Source organism: Streptomyces sp. NPDC090127 (assembly GCF_044746945.1).
In the GTDB taxonomy this organism is placed as follows: Bacteria; Actinomycetota; Actinomycetes; order Streptomycetales; family Streptomycetaceae; genus Streptomyces.
The window spans coordinates 382,844-400,025 of sequence record NZ_JBIVDE010000004.1; the positions used below are offsets into that span (position 1 = coordinate 382,844).

15 protein-coding genes are annotated in these 17,182 nt (G+C 72.2%); 5 read left to right on the forward strand and 10 right to left on the reverse strand.

Translation table 11 applies throughout. From position 1 onward, the window contains the following. Nucleotides 1-19: 19 nt before the first annotated feature. Complete coding sequence (locus tag ACIPPS_RS17330) at nt 20-1,372, reverse strand: class II 3-deoxy-7-phosphoheptulonate synthase (RefSeq protein WP_401432296.1); 1,353 nt, start codon at nt 1,370-1,372, stop codon at nt 20-22. A gap of 157 nt (nt 1,373-1,529) precedes the next feature. Between ACIPPS_RS17330 and ACIPPS_RS17335 the strand changes: the two genes are divergently transcribed. The 3 genes from ACIPPS_RS17335 (at nt 1,530) to ACIPPS_RS17345 (ending at nt 6,431) form a co-directional block, all read left to right on the forward strand. Further along, nucleotides 1,530-4,313 (forward strand): N-acetylmuramoyl-L-alanine amidase, encoded by a 2,784-nt coding sequence (locus tag ACIPPS_RS17335; RefSeq protein ID WP_401432299.1) that lies wholly within the window; start codon nt 1,530-1,532, stop codon nt 4,311-4,313. A gap of 89 nt (nt 4,314-4,402) precedes the next feature. Then, complete coding sequence (locus tag ACIPPS_RS17340) at nt 4,403-4,459, forward strand: trp operon leader peptide (RefSeq protein ID WP_401433111.1); 57 nt, start codon at nt 4,403-4,405, stop codon at nt 4,457-4,459. A 100-nt stretch (nt 4,460-4,559) separates the two neighbouring features. Next, nucleotides 4,560-6,431 (forward strand): anthranilate synthase family protein, encoded by a 1,872-nt coding sequence (locus ACIPPS_RS17345; RefSeq protein ID WP_401432302.1) that lies wholly within the window; start codon nt 4,560-4,562, stop codon nt 6,429-6,431. A gap of 24 nt (nt 6,432-6,455) precedes the next feature. Here ACIPPS_RS17345 and ACIPPS_RS17350 read toward each other — a convergent pair whose 3' ends face one another. The 5 genes from ACIPPS_RS17350 to ACIPPS_RS17370 form a co-directional block, all read right to left on the reverse strand. After that, complete coding sequence (locus tag ACIPPS_RS17350) at nt 6,456-7,454, reverse strand: 2-hydroxyacid dehydrogenase (protein WP_401432304.1); 999 nt, start codon at nt 7,452-7,454, stop codon at nt 6,456-6,458. A 146-nt stretch (nt 7,455-7,600) separates the two neighbouring features. After that, a complete protein-coding gene (locus ACIPPS_RS17355; RefSeq protein ID WP_401432307.1) occupies nt 7,601-8,629 on the reverse strand; it encodes a 6-phosphofructokinase in 1,029 nt (342 codons plus the stop codon). An 88-nt stretch (nt 8,630-8,717) separates the two neighbouring features. Then, nucleotides 8,718-9,416: a response regulator gene (locus ACIPPS_RS17360; protein WP_401432310.1), complete on the reverse strand. Its 699-nt coding sequence runs from the start codon at nt 9,414-9,416 to the stop codon at nt 8,718-8,720. Then, nucleotides 9,413-10,624 (reverse strand): MacS family sensor histidine kinase, encoded by a 1,212-nt coding sequence (macS, locus tag ACIPPS_RS17365; RefSeq protein WP_401432313.1) that lies wholly within the window; start codon nt 10,622-10,624, stop codon nt 9,413-9,415. Before macS ends, ACIPPS_RS17360 begins: the two co-directional genes overlap by 4 nt. 32 nt (nt 10,625-10,656) lie before the next feature. After that, complete coding sequence (locus ACIPPS_RS17370) at nt 10,657-11,388, reverse strand: lysophospholipid acyltransferase family protein (protein WP_401433113.1); 732 nt, start codon at nt 11,386-11,388, stop codon at nt 10,657-10,659. Between the two features lie 225 nt (nt 11,389-11,613). Here ACIPPS_RS17370 and ACIPPS_RS17375 point away from each other — a divergent pair, with 225 nt between their 5' ends. Then, nucleotides 11,614-12,396: an alpha/beta hydrolase gene (locus tag ACIPPS_RS17375; RefSeq protein ID WP_401432316.1), complete on the forward strand. Its 783-nt coding sequence runs from the start codon at nt 11,614-11,616 to the stop codon at nt 12,394-12,396. A 127-nt stretch (nt 12,397-12,523) separates the two neighbouring features. Then, entirely contained in the window at nt 12,524-13,252 is a 729-nt protein-coding gene (locus ACIPPS_RS17380; RefSeq protein WP_401433115.1) for a hypothetical protein, read from the forward strand. Nucleotides 13,253-13,479: 227 nt separating this feature from the next. Here the strand turns inward: ACIPPS_RS17380 and ACIPPS_RS17385 are convergent, their stop codons facing one another. The 4 genes from ACIPPS_RS17385 to ACIPPS_RS17400 form a co-directional block, all read right to left on the reverse strand. Further along, on the reverse strand, nt 13,480-14,223 hold the full coding sequence (locus tag ACIPPS_RS17385) for an endonuclease/exonuclease/phosphatase family protein (RefSeq protein WP_401432319.1): 744 nt from the start codon (nt 14,221-14,223) through the stop codon (nt 13,480-13,482). A 73-nt stretch (nt 14,224-14,296) separates the two neighbouring features. Beyond that, nucleotides 14,297-15,238: an ROK family glucokinase gene (locus tag ACIPPS_RS17390; protein WP_401432322.1), complete on the reverse strand. Its 942-nt coding sequence runs from the start codon at nt 15,236-15,238 to the stop codon at nt 14,297-14,299. A gap of 66 nt (nt 15,239-15,304) precedes the next feature. Next, nucleotides 15,305-15,775, reverse strand: a complete 471-nt coding sequence (locus tag ACIPPS_RS17395; protein WP_401432325.1) for a DUF5304 domain-containing protein — start codon at nt 15,773-15,775, stop codon at nt 15,305-15,307. A gap of 41 nt (nt 15,776-15,816) precedes the next feature. Continuing rightward, nucleotides 15,817-16,944 carry an ArsA-related P-loop ATPase gene (locus tag ACIPPS_RS17400; RefSeq protein ID WP_401432327.1) on the reverse strand — a complete coding sequence of 376 codons (1,128 nt, stop codon included), beginning with the start codon at nt 16,942-16,944 and terminating at the stop codon, nt 15,817-15,819. Nucleotides 16,945-17,182 lie beyond the last annotated feature (238 nt).

Sequence of the window (17,182 nt, forward strand, 5' to 3'; positions counted from 1 at the left end):
CACAGTCGTAGGAAGCTCCCTACTGATCGCGGTACATCTCCGCCACCAGGAACGCCAGGTCCAGGGACTGGCTGCGGTTGAGCCGCGGGTCGCAGGCCGTCTCGTAGCGCTGGTGCAGGTCGTCGACGAAGATCTCGTCGCCGCCGCCCACGCACTCGGTGACGTCGTCACCGGTGAGCTCGACGTGGATGCCGCCCGGGTGGGTGCCGAGGCTCTTGTGGACCTCGAAGAAGCCCTTGACCTCGTCGAGCACGTCGTCGAAGCGCCGGGTCTTGTGGCCGGAGGCCGCCTCGAAGGTGTTGCCGTGCATCGGGTCGGTGACCCAGGCGACGGTCGCGCCGGAGGCGGTGACCTTCTCGACAAGCTCCGGGAGCTTGTCCCGGACCTTGTCGGCGCCCATGCGGACGATGAAGGTCAGCCGGCCGGGCTCGCGGTCGGGGTCGAGCCGGTCGATGTAGGTCAGCGCCTCGTCGACCGAGGTCGTCGGGCCCAGCTTGATGCCGATCGGGTTCGCGATCCGCGAGGCGAACTCGATGTGGGCGTGGTCGAGCTGCCGGGTGCGCTCACCGATCCAGACCATGTGGCCGGAGGTGTCGTACAGCTTGCCGGTGCGCGAGTCCGTCCGCGTGAGCGCGCCCTCGTAGTCGAGCAGCAGCGCCTCGTGGGAGGCGTAGAACTCGACGGCCTTGAACTCGGCCGGGTCGGTGCCGCACGCCTTCATGAAGCTGAGCGCGTTGTCGATCTCGCGCGCCAGCTGCTCGTAGCGCTGACCCGACGGGGACGACTTCACGAAGTCCTGGTTCCAGGCGTGCACCTGGCGCAGGTCGGCGTAGCCGCCGGTGGTGAAGGCGCGCACCAGGTTGAGCGTGGAGGCGGAGGCGTTGTACATCCGCTTCAGCCGCTCGGGGTCCGGGATACGGGACTTCTCGTCGAAGTCGAAGCCGTTGACGGAGTCGCCGCGGTACGTCGGCAGGGTCACGCCGTCACGGGTCTCGGTCCCCTTGGAGCGGGGCTTCGAGTACTGCCCGGCGATGCGGCCGACCTTGACGACGGGCACGGAGGCCGCGTACGTGAGGACGGCGCTCATCTGGAGCAGCGTCTTGAGCTTCGCGCGGATGTGCTCGGCGGAGACGGCGTCGAAGGCCTCGGCGCAGTCGCCGCCCTGCAGCAGGAACGCCTCACCCCGGGCGACGGCTCCCATGCGGGCGCGCAGCTGATCGCACTCGCCCGCGAAGACGAGCGGCGGATACGACTCGAGGTCCGCGATCACATCGCGCAGAGCCTCGGCATCGGGGTACTCGGGCTGCTGCGCCGCGGGAAGGTCTCGCCAGGTGTTGCCACCGGCTGCGGTGGTCTTAGCGTTCACGGTCACAACCACCACATTACGGTGTCCGGCGCGCTGTCCATCGCGCCGCCCAATGGCTGAGACGCGCGCCCGTAATGTCCGTCGACGATCCTCACACCTTCGGATGGTGTTACCCTCACGCGCGTTTAAACATCTGAGGCCTAAATACTTCACAGGGGTGGGCGTGAGCCAAGGGCACCGCAGGGACCGCAAGAAGAAACGGCTGCTGTACGGCGCGGCGGCGGCCGTCGTCGCCACCGCGACGATCGGCACGATCGCCGTCGCGTCGCCGGGCATGCTGGGCGCGGCCGACGGCAAGGGGGGCCGGGACGCGTCGCTCCAGGAACAGTTCGCGGCCGCGGCGGACGAGTTCGACGTGCCGCAGAGCGTGCTGATGGCCGTGTCGTACCGCCAGACGCGGTGGGAGTCGCACGACGGCGAGCCGAGCACGAGCGGCGCGTTCAACGTCATGGGTCTGACGAAGGTGGAGCCGGAGGACATCGATTCCGGCGAGGCCGCGGAAGAGGCCGTCGAGCACTTCAACGGCAGCGGCAAGCCCGAGATCGAGAAGTTGTTCGACCCCGCCAAGGTGCGTCAGATTCTGGCCAACGCGGCCGTCGACACCGACGACCCGCGGCTGCACACCCTGGACAAGGCCGCCGAGCTGATCGACAGCTCCACCGAGGCCGTCCAGAACGACTCCTCCGAGTCCATCCGCGCGGGCGCGGCGCTGCTCGCGGAGTACCAGAAGCAGGCCGGCGCGGAGCTGTCGGACGACCCGGGCGAGTGGTACCCGGCGGTCGCGCGCTACAGCCAGTCGCCCGACAAGAAGGGCGCCGACCTCTTCGCGAAGCGCGTCTTCGAGTCGATCAGGACGGGTGAGCGGGAGCTCACCCTGGACGGCGAGCAGGTCGCCCTCCCGGCCGACCCGTCGGTCGTGCCGGACAAGCCCGCGAACGTACCGCTGGCCATGAGCCGCGTCTCCACGACGGCCACGCCGACGCCCGAGTGCCCCACCGGCCTCAACTGCAACTTCGTGCCCTCGCGCACGTCGAGCACGGGCAAGCGCAACTACACGCTCGGCGACCGCCCCAACCAGGGCGTGGACATCCGGCAGATCATCATCCACGACACCGAGGGCGGCTACGACGGCTCGCTCGCGGCGCTCACCAACCCGGACGTCCCCGGCAGCGCGAACTACCTGATCCGCGCCGCCGACGGTCTCGTCACCCAGATGATCGAGAACAAGCACCTGGCGTGGCACGCGGGCAACTGGACCCACAACATGCACGCCATCGGCGTGGAGCACGAGGGCTACGCGATCAAGGAGGGCAGCTGGTACACGGAGTCCCAGTACCAGTCCTCCGCCGAGCTCGTGAAGTTCCTGGCCGCGAAGTACAACGTGCCGCTGGACCGCGAGCACATCATCGGCCATGACGAGGTGGCGCTCCAGACGGACGCCGGACTGTCCAAGCTCCACTGGGACGCGGGCCCGTACTGGGACTGGAACTACTACATGAAGCTCCTGGGGGCCCCGCAGGGCGACCAGGGCGCGGGCGGTCTGCTCAAGGCCGGCCAGGTCGTGCGCGTGGTGCCGCCGTTCACCACGGCGAACCAGCCGAAGCTGACCACCGGCGCCAAGGCCGTACCGGCCCGCCCGTCGAACTTCGGCTACCTCTACACGTCGCCCTCGACCACCGCCTCGACGCTGGTGGACCCGTACTTCTCCTCCCTCTGGACCGAGGGCTCGAACTACGGCAACAAGGTGCGCGCCGGTGGCAGCTATGTCGTCGCCGAGGCCCAGAACGACTGGACGGCGATCTGGTTCGCGGGCAAGAAGGCCTGGTTCCACAACCCGGGCGGCCAGTACACCGTGCCGGTGACCGGTGCCACGACCGTGAAGGTGAAGGCCGGGGCGACCTCGGCCAAGGTCTTCGGCCGTTCCTTCCCGGAGACCGCCGCGTACACCACCGCCGGTCTCGCCGCGCCGGGTGACGAGAACGCGCACCTGACGAAGTTCACCTTCGCCTCCGGCCAGGCCTATGTGAAGGCCGGCCCGGCGGTGAAGGGTGACGACTGGTTCGGCTCCGCCCAGAAGAACGTGATCGGCAGCACGCTGTTCGTGCCGATCCGCTTCCACCACAAGATCACCTGGGTGAAGCAGAGCGACATCGTGGAGGCGCCGGCCGTGGGCCCGGTCACCGCCACCAACCGCTACAACGTCCTCGCCCGTGACGCCTCCGGCGTGCTCTGGCAGTACCAGGGCACCGGGAGCGCCACCACGCCGTTCCTCACCCGGTACCGCGTCGGCAGTGGCTGGAACATGTTCGACGCCATCACCCCGATGACCGCGCTGCGCGCGGACGGCACCGGGGACATGGTGGCGCGGGAGGCCTCCGGAGTCCTCTGGTACTACCAGGCCACCGGCAACCCCTCCGCGCCGTTCAAGGCCCGGCTGAAGACCGGCGCCGGCTGGCAGGTCTACGACAAGATCCTGGGCACCCGTGACCTGAGCGGGGACCAGATACCCGACCTGATAGCGCGCGAGAAGTCCGGCGTGCTCTGGTTCTACAAGGGCACGGGCAACCCGGCCGTGCCGTTCGCCACGCGGACCAAGGTCGGCGCCGGCTGGCAGGGGTACAACCAGCTCGTCTCCACCGGCGACCTGAACGCCGACGGCAAGGCCGACCTGATCGCCCGCGACACCGCCGGGACCCTGTGGTTCTACAAGGGCACCGGCAGCACCACCGCTCCGTTCGCCCCGCGCGTCAAGGTCGGCGGCGGCTGGCAGGCCTACAACCAGCTCGTCGGACCCAGCGACCTCAACGCCGACGGCAGGGTCGACCTGATCGCTCGCGACACCACCGGGACCCTGTGGTTCTACAAGGGCACCGGCAGCGCCACCGCTCCGTACGCGCCGCGCACGCAGGTGGGCAAGGGCTGGCAGATCTACAACACGATCTTCTGATCCGTCCGCGGGCCCGAGGGGCCCGGCTCGCACCGTCCACGGTGTGAACCGGGCCCCTCTCGCGCGCTCCGCTGCGTTACAGTGCAGCCATGTTCGCGCAGACGACCCAGAACTGGTGGTGGACCGCTCCTCCGGCGGCCCACTGACTGCGCGTACACCCAGAACGCACGAAGGCCGCCCGAGAGGGCGGCCTTCTCCGTTCCACGGGGCCGATCCTCTCCCACCCGGAAGGAACGACCCACGCGCATGGACCTCTCCCGTCTCCTCGACGACTCCTGCCCGCCCTTCGCCCTGCTCCGCAGACGCACCCCCGGCCGCGACCACGACACCGTCGAGGTGCTGGTCGGCCCGGTCCACGAGGCCGAACGCCTGGCCGACCTGCCCGTCGGCGCCCTGCCGACCCTCGCCCTGGTGCCCTTCCGGCAGATCCGGGAGCGCGGCTTCGACGTCCGCGACGACGGCACCCCGCTCTCCGTCCTGGTGGCGCGGGAGGCGTACGAGCTGCCGCTCGCCGCGGCGATGGAGCAGCTGCCGGTCCATGACGTACGGGTGGAGGACGGCGGGTTCGACGTGTCGGACGCGGCGTACGCGGAGACCGTGCGGCGGGTGATCGAGGAGGAGATCGGGGCGGGCGAGGGCGCCAACTTCGTCATCCGGCGGACGTTCACCGGCGAGATCCCGGGCTTCGGGCGGGCCGACGCGCTCGCGCTCTTCCGACGGCTGCTGGCCGGTGAGCGGGGCGCGTACTGGACCTTCGTCGTCCACACCGGCGAGCGGACCCTGGTCGGCGCGAGCCCGGAGGTGCATGTGCGGATGGCCGGCGGGACCGTCGTCATGAACCCGATCAGCGGCACGTACCGCTATCCGGCCGGGGCCGCCCCCACCCCCGAGGAGCTGCTGACGTTCCTGGCGGACCGCAAGGAGACCGAGGAGCTCTCCATGGTGGTCGACGAGGAGCTGAAGATGATGTGCACGGTCGGCGACCGGGGCGGGGTGGTGATCGGGCCGCGGCTCAAGGAGATGGCGCACCTCGCGCACACCGAGTACGAGTTGCGGGGTCGCTCCTCCCTCGACGTACGGGAGGTGCTGCGGGAGACGATGTTCGCGGCGACGGTCACCGGCTCGCCGGTGCAGAACGCCTGCCGCGTCATCGAGCGGCACGAGCCCACCGGCCGCGGCTACTACGCGGGGGCGCTGGCCCTGCTCGGCACGGACGAGAACGGCGCGCAGACCCTGGACTCCCCCATCCTGATCCGGACCGCCGACATCGACGCGGCGGGACGGCTGCGGGTGCCGGTCGGCGCCACGCTGGTGCGGCACTCCGACCCGGCGGGCGAGGTCGCCGAGACGCACGCGAAGGCGGCGGGGGTCCTCGCGGCCCTGGGCGTACGGGAGGGGCGGCCGCGCGACGCGTCGCCGGTGCCGGCGCCCAAGCTCGCGGACGATCCGCGGGTACGGGCGGCGCTGGACGCCCGGCGGGCCGACCTGGCTCCGTTCTGGCTGCGGATGCAGGTGAGGTCCGCCGAGCTGACGGGCCACGCGTTGGTGGTCGACGCCGAGGACACGTTCACCGCGATGCTCGCCCACCTGCTGCGCTCCTCGGGTCTGGAGGTCTCGGTGGTCCGCTACGACGAGCCCGGGCTGCGGGAGTCGGCGCTCGCGCACGACGGCCCGGTGGTGCTGGGCCCGGGGCCGGGCGACCCGAGCGACGCGGCCGACCCCAAGATGCGTTTCCTGCGCGGGCTGACGGCCGATCTCGTACGGGACCACCGGCACGGTCTGCTGGGCGTCTGCCTCGGCCATGAGTTGATCGCGGCCGAACTGGGCCTGGAGATCGTCCGCAAGCGCACTCCGTTCCAGGGGGCGCAGGTGCGGATCGATCTCTTCGGGCAGGAGCAGACGGTCGGGTTCTACAACAGCTTCGCGGCCCGCTGCGACGAGCGGACCGCCACCGAACTGGCGCTGCACCGCATCGAGGTGAGCCGCGACGAGGAGACCGGCGAGGTCCACGCGCTGCGCGGGCCGGGATTCGCCGGCGTCCAGTTCCACCCCGAGTCGGTGCTGACGAGACAGGGCGCGGCGCTGACGGCCTCCTTGCTCGCCGGAGTCCTGGTCTAGGGAGTGTCCGGGGCAGGGCACCCCCTAGGGGGCCGCCGGTACCAGGACGTTCTCGCTGCGCCTGCCCGCGAGGTAGTCGAGGACGTTCTGGACGGTCGTGTCGACGATCTGGCCGACCGCGTCGACGGTGTAGTACGCCTGGTGGGAGGTGACCACGACGTTCGGGAAGGTCACCAGGCGGGCCAGGGTGTCGTCCTCGACGACCTCCAGGGACTTGTCGAGGAAGAAGACCCCCGCCTCCGCCTCGTACACGTCGAGGCCCACACCGGTGAACCGTCCCGCGCGGAGCTCGGTGACCAGGGCCTCGGTGTCGATGAGACCGCCGCGGCTGGAGTTGACCAGGATGGCGTCGTCCTTCATCGTCCGCAGGGCGGCCGCGTCGAGGATGCGCCGGGTCGCCGGGAGCAGCGGCACGTGCAGGCTCACGAGGTCGGACTCGGCGAGGAGCTGCTCCTTCCCGACGTACTTCATGCCGAGTTCGACGCAGGCGGGGTTCTCGGCGACGTCCCAGCCGAGGAGGTTCATGCCGAAGCCGTGGGCGATCCTGGTGAAGCCCTCGCCGATCTTCCCGGTGCCGAGGACGCCGACCGTACGGCCCCGCAGGTCGCGGCCCATCAGCCCGTCGAGGCGGAAGTCGAAGTCGCGGGTCCGGTTGGAGGCGCGGACGATCCGCCGGTTCACGGCCATCGCCAGGGTCCAGGCGAACTCGGCGACGGAGTACGGGGAGTAGTACGAGACCCGGGCGATGGTGAGGCCCAGCTCCCCGGCCACGTCGAGGTCGATGTTGTTGAACCCGGTGGAGCGCTGGGCGATGAACCTCGTCCCGCCGGCGGCCAGGGCCCGCAGGACCTGGCCGCCGAGGTCGGCGTTGACGCTGGTGGAGACGATCTCGTGGCCGGCCGCGATGGGGGCCGTGTCCTCGGTGAGGAAGACGTCCAGGCAGCGGACGCCGTGGTGCCCCGCGAACGCCTTCTCGATCAGCGGCTTCTCGTCGGACTGGACACCGAATGCCAGGATTTCCACGGATCCCCTCCCGGGGGTTTGCCGGAATTGTCGCGTAACGGCGAATATACGACCCCCGGAAGCGGTCCGCGTGGCCCTCGGCTCGGCGGACACCCGGCCCTTGGCTCCACGGACACCCGGCCCTCACCTCCGTGGACACCCGGCCCTCAGCCGAAGAACACGCCCACCTCCGCGTACAGCGCCGGGTCGACCGTCTTCAGCCGCGCCGTGGCCTCGGCGATGGGGACGCGGACGATGTCGGTGCCGCGCAGGGCGACCATCTGCCCCCAGTCGCCGTCGCGGACGGCGTCGACGGCGTGCAGGCCGAAGCGGGTGGCGAGCCAGCGGTCGAAGGCGCTGGGCGTGCCCCCGCGCTGCACATGGCCGAGGACCGTGGTCCTGGCCTCCTTGCCGGTCCTGCGCTCGATCTCCTTGGCCAGCCACTCGCCCACGCCGGAGAGCCGGACGTGGCCGTACGAGTCGAGGGTGCCGTCCTTGAGGACCACGTCCCCGTCCTTGGGCATCGCGCCCTCCGCGACCACCACTATCGGGGCGTAGGTGGCCTGGAAGCGCGAGTGGACCCAGGCGCAGACCTGGTCGAGGTCGAAGCGCTGCTCGGGGATGAGGATGACGTTGGCGCCGCCCGCGAGGCCGGAGTGCAGCGCGATCCAGCCCGCGTGACGGCCCATCACCTCCACCACCAGGACCCGCATGTGGGACTCGGCGGTGGTGTGCAGCCGGTCGATGGCCTCGGTGGCGATGGAGACGGCGGTGTCGAAGCCGAAGGTGTAGTCGGTGGCGGAGAGATCGTTGTCGATGGTCTTCGGGACGCCCACGCAGCGGACGCCGTACTCGTCGACCAGCCGGGCCGCGACGCCGAGGGTGTCCTCGCCACCGATCGCGATCAGGGCGTCGACCTCGTACTTGGCGAGGTTCTCCTTGATCCGGCGGACGCCGTTGTCGACGGTGAAGGGGTTGGTGCGGGAGGAGCCGAGGATCGTGCCGCCGCGCGGCAGGATGCCCCGGACGGCCGGGATGCCGAGCGGTACGGCGATTCCCTCCAGGGGCCCGCGCCAGCCGTCGCGGAACCCGGTGAAGTCGTAGCCGTACTCCTGGACGCCCTTGCGGACGATGGCGCGGATGACCGCGTTGAGACCGGGGCAGTCGCCGCCTCCGGTCAGTACGCCGACGCGCATGGGGCTCTCCTTCGCCGTGGCGGACGGGGTGCACGACCCACGCTAGTAGTGACGTGGGTCACTCCGACACGGCATGGAGGGTGAATTGTCAGGCGTCGTCGAGGCCGCGCTCGATGGCGTACCGGACGAGCTCCACCCGGTTGTGCAGCTGGAGCTTGCCGAGCGTGTTCTGCACGTGGTTCTGGACGGTCCGGTGCGAGATGACCAGCCGCTCGGCGATCTGCTTGTAGCTCAGGCCCTTGGCCACGAGCCGCAGCACCTCGGTCTCGCGGTCGGTCAGCTGGGGCGCCTTGGGCTCGTCGGCGCCGGCGGCCGGGAAGGGCTCGGAGGCGAGCCGGCGGTACTCACCGAGGACCAGGCCCGCGAGGCCGGGCGTGAACACCGGGTCCCCGGCCGCCGTGCGGCGCACGGCGTCGATCAGCTCGGCCGTGCTGGCCGACTTCAGCAGATAGCCGGTGGCGCCGGACTTGACCGCCTCCAGGACGTCGGCGTGCTCGCCGCTCGCGGAGAGCACCAGGACCCGCAGCGCGGGGTTGCCACCGACGAGTTCCTTGCAGACCTGGACGCCCGGCTTGGCGGGCAGGTTGAGGTCGAGGACGAGGACGTCCGGCCCGACCGCCCCGGCGCGGCGCACGGCCTGCTCGCCGTCGCCGGCCGTGGCCACCACGTCGAAGCCGGCCTCGGCGAGGTCGCGGGCGACCGCGTCCCGCCACATCGGATGGTCGTCCACCACCATCACCCTGATCCGCGCCTGCTCGGTCTGCTGCTCCGACCGCTGCTCGCTCATCGCGTTCCCGCCTTCCCCCGTGCGTCCCTCGGGACCTTCAGTTCGACTTCCGTGCCCTGGCCCGGCACCGAGATCAGATCGGCCGTGCCGCCCAGATCCCGCAGTCTGCCGCGGATGGAGAGGGCCACTCCCATCCGTCCCTCGCCCTCGGCCTGCGCGAGCCGCCCGTCCGGGATGCCCGGGCCGTCGTCCCGTACCGTCACGATCACCTCGTCCGGCCAGTCCTCGACCAGGATCCACGCCTGGGCCGACTCGCCCGCGTGCACCCGGACATTGTCCAGGGCCGCGCCGACGGCGGAGGCCAGCTCACGGGCGGCGGCGGGCGGCAGCAGGACCGGGGCGCCCGGGTCCGAGAGCGTGATCCGCGCCCCGGCGCGCGGCGCGAGCAGGGCGCGCAGGTCGACCGGCGCGTCGTCGTCCGGCTCCTCCACGATCCGGACGACGGCGCCCTCCGACTCGTCCTCGGAGACCAGCGAGGGCCGGGTCAGCCCGCCGGCGACCAGGGTGCGCAGGGCGACCTCCTGCTCCCCCGCCATGCGGCCCAGTTCGGCGGCCTCGCCGCCCAGGGCGGTGCCGCGCCGCTGCACCATGGCGAGGACCTGGAGGACGCTGTCGTGGATGTCCCGGGCGAGGCGCTCCCGTTCCCGGGTGGCGGCCTCGATCTCCAGGGCGCGGGCTAGGGTGCGCTCGGAGGCCCGGGCGACCTCGACGACGTACCCGATGGCGATCGACGCGACCCAGACCAGCAGCACGTTGTGGAGGGTGTCGCGGGTGGGGTGGCCGCGCTCGATGATGTTGGCGACGGCGACCAGCGAGGACGCGAAACCGGCCCAGCGCCAGCCGCCCTTGATCGCGTACGCGAGGACGGCGCCGGCGGTCCATATGGACGGCAGGGTGGGGCCGTCGACCGTGCGGGCGTGCTCGTCGGCGAGCGGGGTGAGCAGGATGCCGGTGAGCGCGACGGTGAGATCGGCGACCAGGAAACGCTTGGTGCAGCCGGCCGCGTTCGCCACCTTGGGGAGGGTCGCCAGGGTCCAGACGCACAGGAAGGCGAGGAAGACGACGGCGACCCAGGGGCGTTCGTAGCGGTCCCGGCCGAAGACGAAGATCAGGACGGCGTAGACCGTCGTCAGCACGCGGTACGCGGTGAGCGCGCGCCACAGCGGCTGCTCGACCGACATCCGCACGACACGCTCGCGCTTGGCCATCTCCCCCACCCCCGGGCGCCTCCCCGAAGGGGTCAGGCGCCGGACTCTTCCCGTGCCGCGATCTCGGCCTTCACGGCCTCCTTGGCGGCCTTCTCGGCGTCCGCGATCTGGCGCTTGGCGGCCGTCGCGTAGATGTCGACGTACTCCTGGCCGGACAGCTTCATGATCTCGTACATGACCTCGTCGGTCACCGAGCGCAGGATGAAGCGGTCCCCCTCCATGCCCTGGTAGCGGGTGAAGTCCAGCGGCTTGCCGATCCGGATCCCCGGGCGCATCAGCTTGGGGACGACCTTGCCGGGTGGCTGGATCTTCTCCGTGTCGATCATGGCGACCGGGATCACCGGCGCGCCGGTGGCCAGGGCCACCCGCGCGAGGCCGCCGGGCTTGCCCCGGTAGAGCCGGCCGTCAGGCGAGCGGGTGCCCTCGGGGTAGATGCCGAAGAGCCCGCCCTTCTCGATGACCTCGATGCCGGCCTTGATCGCCGCCTCGCCGGCGCCGCGGGCGCCGGAACGGTCCACCGGGAGCTGGCCGACGCCCTTGAAGAAGGCGGCGGTGAGCTTGCCCTTCAGCCCGGGCGAGGTGAAGTACTCGGCCTTGGCGATGAAGGTGACCTTGCGGTCGAGGACGGCGGGCAGGAAGAAGGAGTCCGAGAAGGACAGGTGGTTGCTCGCGAGGATCGCCGGCCCCTCGGCGGGGATGTTCTCGAGGCCCTCCACCCACGGCCTGAAGGCGAGCTTCAGCGAGCCGCCGAGGGAGAACTTCATTGCGCCGTAGATCAACTCGAGTACCTTCCGTGTGCCGTCGGACAGACCTTATCCCGCCTTTTCCCGCCCGCCCGCGCCGGTGCGGCCGGGGACGGCGCACCTTCGTGGATACGGACCTGGTCGGGTGTCGGTCCGGTCGCGTACCGTGAAGGCCTTCCCCTTTTTCGCCCGTGCTTCGTCGAAGTCCCGCCCCCTCGAAGCCGACCCCCCGAACAGGAGACCCCGGTGCCGGTCCTTCCTGGAGCCGAGCCGTACCGCCATGAGGGCGGCAAGGCAGGCGTCCTTCTCTGTCACGGGTTCACCGGTTCCCCGCAGTCGATGCGCCCCTGGGCCGAGTTCCTGGCCGAGCGCGGACTGACGGTGTCGGTGCCCCTGCTGCCCGGCCACGGCACGCGGTGGGAGGACATGCAGCTCACCACCTGGCACGACTGGTACGCGGAGGTGGACCGGGAGCTCCGGGACCTGCTGTCCCGCTGCGAGCAGGTCTTCGTCTTCGGCCTCTCCATGGGCGGGGCGCTGGCGCTGCGGCTCGCGGCCAGGCAAGGGGACGCGGTGGGCGGTCTGGTCCTGGTCAACCCGGGGAACAAGGTGCACGGCGTCGCCGCGCACGCGCTGCCGGTCGTCCGCCACCTCGTCCGCTCGACGAACGGCATCGCGAGCGACATCGCCAAGGAGGGCGTCGCGGAGATCGGTTACGACCGGGTGCCGCTGCACGCGGCGCACTCCCTGCGTCAGTTCTTCCGGACCGTGGACGCGGAGCTGCCGCAGGTCACCCAGCCGGTGGTGCTGCTGCACAGCCCGCAGGACCACGTGGTCCCGCCGGCCGACTCGGCGCGGATCCTCAGCCGGATCTCGTCGACGGACGTGACGGAACTCCTGCTGGAACAGAGCTATCACGTCGCGACGTTGGACCATGACGCGGAGCGGATCTTCGAGGAGAGCTGGGCGTTCGTCGGCCGGCTCGCTCCGGACCTGGTCGGGGAGAAGGGGAGCACGAGCGGTGGCTGAGCAGCAGGACGGGGAGCGCGAGCCGCAGCCCATCGACGAGGAGGCGGCCTGGGCCGCGATCGTCGCGGGGTACGGCGAGGAGCCGGCGGACCCGCCGGGAGCGAGACCGTTCCGGTCGGTACAGGACCTGGCGCTTCCGGAGCCGGTGGAGGACGAGGGCTCGACGGGCCCGAAGATCTCGACCGACGCCGACGAGGACCGGGACGGCAGCGGGGACGGAGACGCAGACGGGGACGGGAGCGGAGACGCAGACGGAGACGGGGACAGGAACGCCAAGGGTCCCGGGGGCCCCAAGAGTCACGGGGGCTCCATGAGTCCCGGGGGCTCCATGAGTCCCGGGAGTCCCGAGAGTCCCGGGGACTCCACGAGTCCCGGGGGCCGCGAGGCCCCCAGGGATTCCGAGGACGGCGGACCGGCGAAGCCCGCGCTGGGCAGCTCGATCGTCTTCGCGCCCGGTGTCGGCGTCGGCGTGGGCGGAGGCGGCCCCCGGGACTACTCCCTGGCCGACCCGGACGCCGAGCCCGGCGAGGCGGACGGCGAGAAGACGGGGAAGTCCGGGAAGCCGGGCAGGTCCGCCAGGAAGGGCGACGACGACGGCGAGGGCCACTTCGTCCCGCCGGAGCCCCCGCCGCTGCCGGAGGCAGACGCGACGACCAAGTTCGCCTGGCTCGGCGTGGTGGGCGGCCCGGTGCTCCTGCTGCTCGCCGTCCTGCTCCAGTGGGACATGACGTGGTGGCTCACCACCGTCTGCGTGGGCGGTTTCCTGGGCGGCTTCGCGACGCTGGTCGCCCGGATGAAGCACGACGACGAGGACGACGACGGCTACGACGACCCGGGCCGCGGCGCGGTGGTCTGACCGCCCCCCGCGCCGGTCCGACCGCGCCCGCACGCCCACCCGCGGCCCCCGCCCTGCTCGGCGGGGGCCGCGGCGCGTGACGGGCTGGGCATGGCCACGCTCCCGTCCGGGTGCTGCACGTGGCCGCGCTCCCGTCCGGGCGCTGGGCATGGCCGCGCTCCTGTCCGGGTGCTGCGCATGGCCGCGCGCCTGTCCGAGTGCTGCGCATGGCCGCGCTTCCGTCGGGGTCAGGACGCCGGGATCCGTACGGCGGCCAGCACCGGCAGGTGGTCCGTCGCCGCCCGCAGGTCCGCCGGGTCGAGGTCCTGGGGGACCCCGCAGCCGAGGAACTCCACACCCCGCGTCGCCAGGATCGCGTCGATGCGCTGGTGCGGGTCGGCGGGGGTCGAGGTGTACTCGCCGCCCCACGGGCTGACCGCCCAGCCGTCCTGGAGCTCCTTCGTCAGGCGGGTGAAACTCCGGCCGTCGGGGCGCTCGTTGAGGTCTCCGGCCACGATCGCGTGCGGGGCGTCCAGGTCGGCCGCCCGGTCGAGGAGCATCCCGGCCTGGGCGTACCGTTCCTCGCTCCGCAGGCTCAGATGGCAGCTGATGAGCCCGACCCGGGCGCCCGCGAACCGTACGACGGCGGTGGCGAAGCCGCGCCGGTGGAGCCCCGGGGTGAGCGGCAGCAGCACGTCCTCGGTGCGCTCCACGGTCGCCCGCAGCGAGCACATCAGGAGCGGTCCAGCGGCTGTGGCGCCGCCGCCGAGGACGACGAGTTCGCTCTTCGCGGCGAGCCGGGCCGCGTGTTTGCGCCAGCGGAAGAAGCGGGGCGCCTCCTGGACGAAGACGAGATCGGGCGCGCAGGCCCGGATGACCCGGGCGAGGGCGTCCTCGTCGTCGCGCATCGAGCGGACGTTGTAGCTGAGGATCCGGACGACGGCCGAACCGTCCGCCTCGGTGCGGGAGTTGGGCAGCGGGATGATCGCCATGCCCTGCAACATACGACACCCGCCCGCCGCTCCCCGGAGGGCGCGGCGGGCGGGTGAGGGTGCCGTGCGAAAGCTAGCCCTGGCGGGCCAGGTCGGCCGCGCCGACGAGACCGGCCTTGCCGCCGAGCTGCGCGGCGAGGACCTGGGCGTGCGGACGCCACTGGCCGCCGATCAGCCAGCGGCGGAAGGACTTGCGGATCGGGTCGAGGACCAGCTCGCCCTCGTCCGAGACGCCGCCGCCGACGATGAACGCCGACGGGTCGAAGAGCGAGGCCAGGTCGGCGAGACCGGCGCCGGCCCAGCGGGCCAACTCGCGGAAGGAGTCCACGGCCACCGGGTCGCCGGCGCGGGCGGCCTCGCTGATGTGCTTGCCCTCGATGCCCTCGGGCGTGCCGTCGCCGAGACCGAGCAGGACCTCGGCGCGCTCGGGCGTGGCGTTGGCGCGCTGCTTGGCGTACCGGACGAGGGCGCGCCCGGAGGCGTACTGCTCCCAGCAGCCCTGGCTGCCGCAGCCGCACAGCAGGCCGTCGGGGACGACCCGGATGTGGCCGAACTCGGCCGCGACGCCGAAGCGGCCGCGGCGCAGCTTGTTGCCGATGATGATGCCGCCGCCGAGGCCGGTGCCGAGGGTGATGCAGATGACGTCCTCGTGGCCCTTGCCCGCGCCGAACTTGTACTCGCCCCAGGCGGCCGCGTTCGCGTCGTTCTCGACGACGACCGGCAGGCCGACCCGCTGCTCGACCTTGTCCTTCAGCGGCTCGTGCCGCCAGTCGATGTTCGGCGCGAAGAGGACGGTGGCGCGCTTGTCGTCGACGTAGCCCGCGGCACCGATGCCGACCGCCTCGATCTGATGGCCCTTGCCGGCCTCGGAGACAGCGGCGCAGATCGCGTCGACGATGCCTTCGGGGGTCGGCGGGGTGGGCACCTTGTGCGTGTCGAGGATGTTGCCCTCCTCGTCGACCACGCCGGCCGCGATCTTCGTGCCGCCGATGTCGACGCCGATGGTGAGTCCCATGTGTCCCTCAGTTTTCGGTCGAGCCCCGCTAGGGCCAACCGTACCCGAGGGGGCCGCCCGTACTGATCAGTCCAGGTCGATGGGGCGCCCGGGTTCGGGCCCCTCGTCCTCGGGCCCGGGGCCCTGCGAAGGGTCCTGCCGGTCGTCCCGCGAGGCGTCCCGCGGGGTGCTGTCGCGGCGCGGGTCGCCCGGCTCGTCGCGCGTCCAGCGGGTCTCGTGGGTCTCGACCGCCGAGCGGTAGGCGGCGAGCAGCTCGTTCCCGGCGGCCGCGAGGTGGTCGAAGACCTGCGGGTTCCGCTCGATGATCGGCTCGACGGCGGCCTTCGCCTGGTTGACGAACTGCTGGACGGTGCCCTGGGCGGCCATACCCGTCAGCGGTCCGCGCAGGGTCGATACCTTGTCGGCGACGGCGTCGAAGAGCTTGCGGAGTTCCTCTGCGGCCGAGCCGGGCTCCGCGCCGGAGGCGGCGCGACGGCGGGCCTTCTCGGCCTCCAGGTCCTCGGCGCACGCCTTGGCCCAGGCATCCGAATCGCTCATGGCGTACTCCTTACGGCTTGTACCGTCGACGGTACACGCCCTCAGGGGGCCTTCGGCCAGAGTCCGGCGTCCGGGGTGAACCTGACCCGCAGATCGCCGTCGACGAGACCGGCCCCGGCGACCGTGCAGCGGCGCAGGGCGGGCGGCAGCGGGACGTTGCGGCGGAACGGGCCGACCGCGAGGAGGAGTTCGTCGCCGCGCCGGACGAGGGAGAGCTCCCCCTTGACCGCGCCGGGCAGGGGGATGTGCCAGACGAGGGTGCCGTCCTCGGCACGGCGGTCCTCGACCGTCCACGCGGGGGCGGGCGTGGGCTTCGCATCGACCGCGAGCAGGGCGAGGTCCTCGGCGCCGCGCGGGTCCCGGCCGAGGTGCGGGAGGGCGTGGACGGCTCCGTCGTGTCCGGTACGCAGGTGGGCCAGGTGCGCGTGCTGCTGCGCGGTGAGCGCGGCGAACCAGGGGTCCTCGGACGCGGCGGGGAGCAGCTTGTTGGCGACGACCGCGTCGAGGGCGAGGCCGTGGAGCGCGAGCCCGAGGCGGGCGGTGCGCAGGGTCTCGGCCGCGGCGGGTCCGGGCTCGACGACGAGGCGGACGGTGGTGGTGGGGGCGTCGACCACGGCCTGGACGGCGGCGAGCTCCTCCTCCCAGCGGGCGGTCGTGTCGTAGAGGAACTGCGCGGGCATGGGGACGCCGGCGAGCTGGGCGAGCATGGGGCGCAGGGCGCGGGCGGCCTGCCGTTCGGGCGGCAGGAGGCGGCGGAGGTAGCGGCGCAGCTGCTCGGGCAGGGCGAGCAGGGCGAGGGCGTCGAGGAGCGGGGGCAGGTCGACGACGACGAGGTCCCGCTCGTGACCGCGCACCCGTGCGGCCGCCTCGCGCAGGGCGCGGAGCAGGGCGAAGGAGGCGCTGCCGGGTAGCTCGGTGAGCTCGGCGTCCTCGAAGGGGGTGGCGCCCAGGAGGTCGAGGGCGGTGGCGGAGCGTTCCTGCAGGGCGAGGAACTCGCGCCGGAAGTCGGCGGCGGGGGTGGGCCGCAGGACGTCCACCCCGAGGCCGTCGTCGGCGTCGCCGGAGACGAGCAGGACGCGGCGGCCGGTCTGTGCCTCGGCGAGTGCGGCGGCGACGGCCACGGTGGTCCGACCGGCGCCCCCGGCCCCGGTGACAAGCATGATCCCCATGGCCGGGAACGTTACCCGTCCCGGCGGGCGGCCCGGGGCCGGGAGGAGGCAGCGCAGCGCCCCGGGAGAGGGTGGGCCCCGGGAGGAGGCTGCGGCCCCGGGAACAGGCAGCGCCCCGGGAGAAGGCGGGCCCGGGAGAACGCGGCGGCCCGGGGCCGGGAGGAGGCAGCGCAGCGCCCCGGGAGAGGGTGGGCCCCGGGAGGAGGCTGCGGCCCCGGGAACAGGCAGCGCCCCGGGA

Coding starts and splice junctions, on each gene's coding strand:
- ACIPPS_RS17345 (WP_401432302.1), top strand. CDS start 4,560: ATGGACCTCTCCCGTCTCCTCGACGACTCCTGCCCGCCCTTCGCCCTG.
- ACIPPS_RS17355 (WP_401432307.1), bottom strand. CDS start 8,629: ATGCGCGTCGGCGTACTGACCGGAGGCGGCGACTGCCCCGGTCTCAAC.
- ACIPPS_RS17360 (WP_401432310.1), bottom strand. CDS start 9,416: ATGAGCGAGCAGCGGTCGGAGCAGCAGACCGAGCAGGCGCGGATCAGG.
- macS (WP_401432313.1), bottom strand. CDS start 10,624: ATGGCCAAGCGCGAGCGTGTCGTGCGGATGTCGGTCGAGCAGCCGCTG.
- ACIPPS_RS17370 (WP_401433113.1), bottom strand. CDS start 11,388: ATGAAGTTCTCCCTCGGCGGCTCGCTGAAGCTCGCCTTCAGGCCGTGG.
- ACIPPS_RS17385 (WP_401432319.1), bottom strand. CDS start 14,223: ATGGCGATCATCCCGCTGCCCAACTCCCGCACCGAGGCGGACGGTTCG.
- ACIPPS_RS17390 (WP_401432322.1), bottom strand. CDS start 15,238: ATGGGACTCACCATCGGCGTCGACATCGGCGGCACGAAGATCGCGGCC.
- ACIPPS_RS17395 (WP_401432325.1), bottom strand. CDS start 15,775: ATGAGCGATTCGGATGCCTGGGCCAAGGCGTGCGCCGAGGACCTGGAG.
- ACIPPS_RS17400 (WP_401432327.1), bottom strand. CDS start 16,944: ATGGGGATCATGCTTGTCACCGGGGCCGGGGGCGCCGGTCGGACCACC.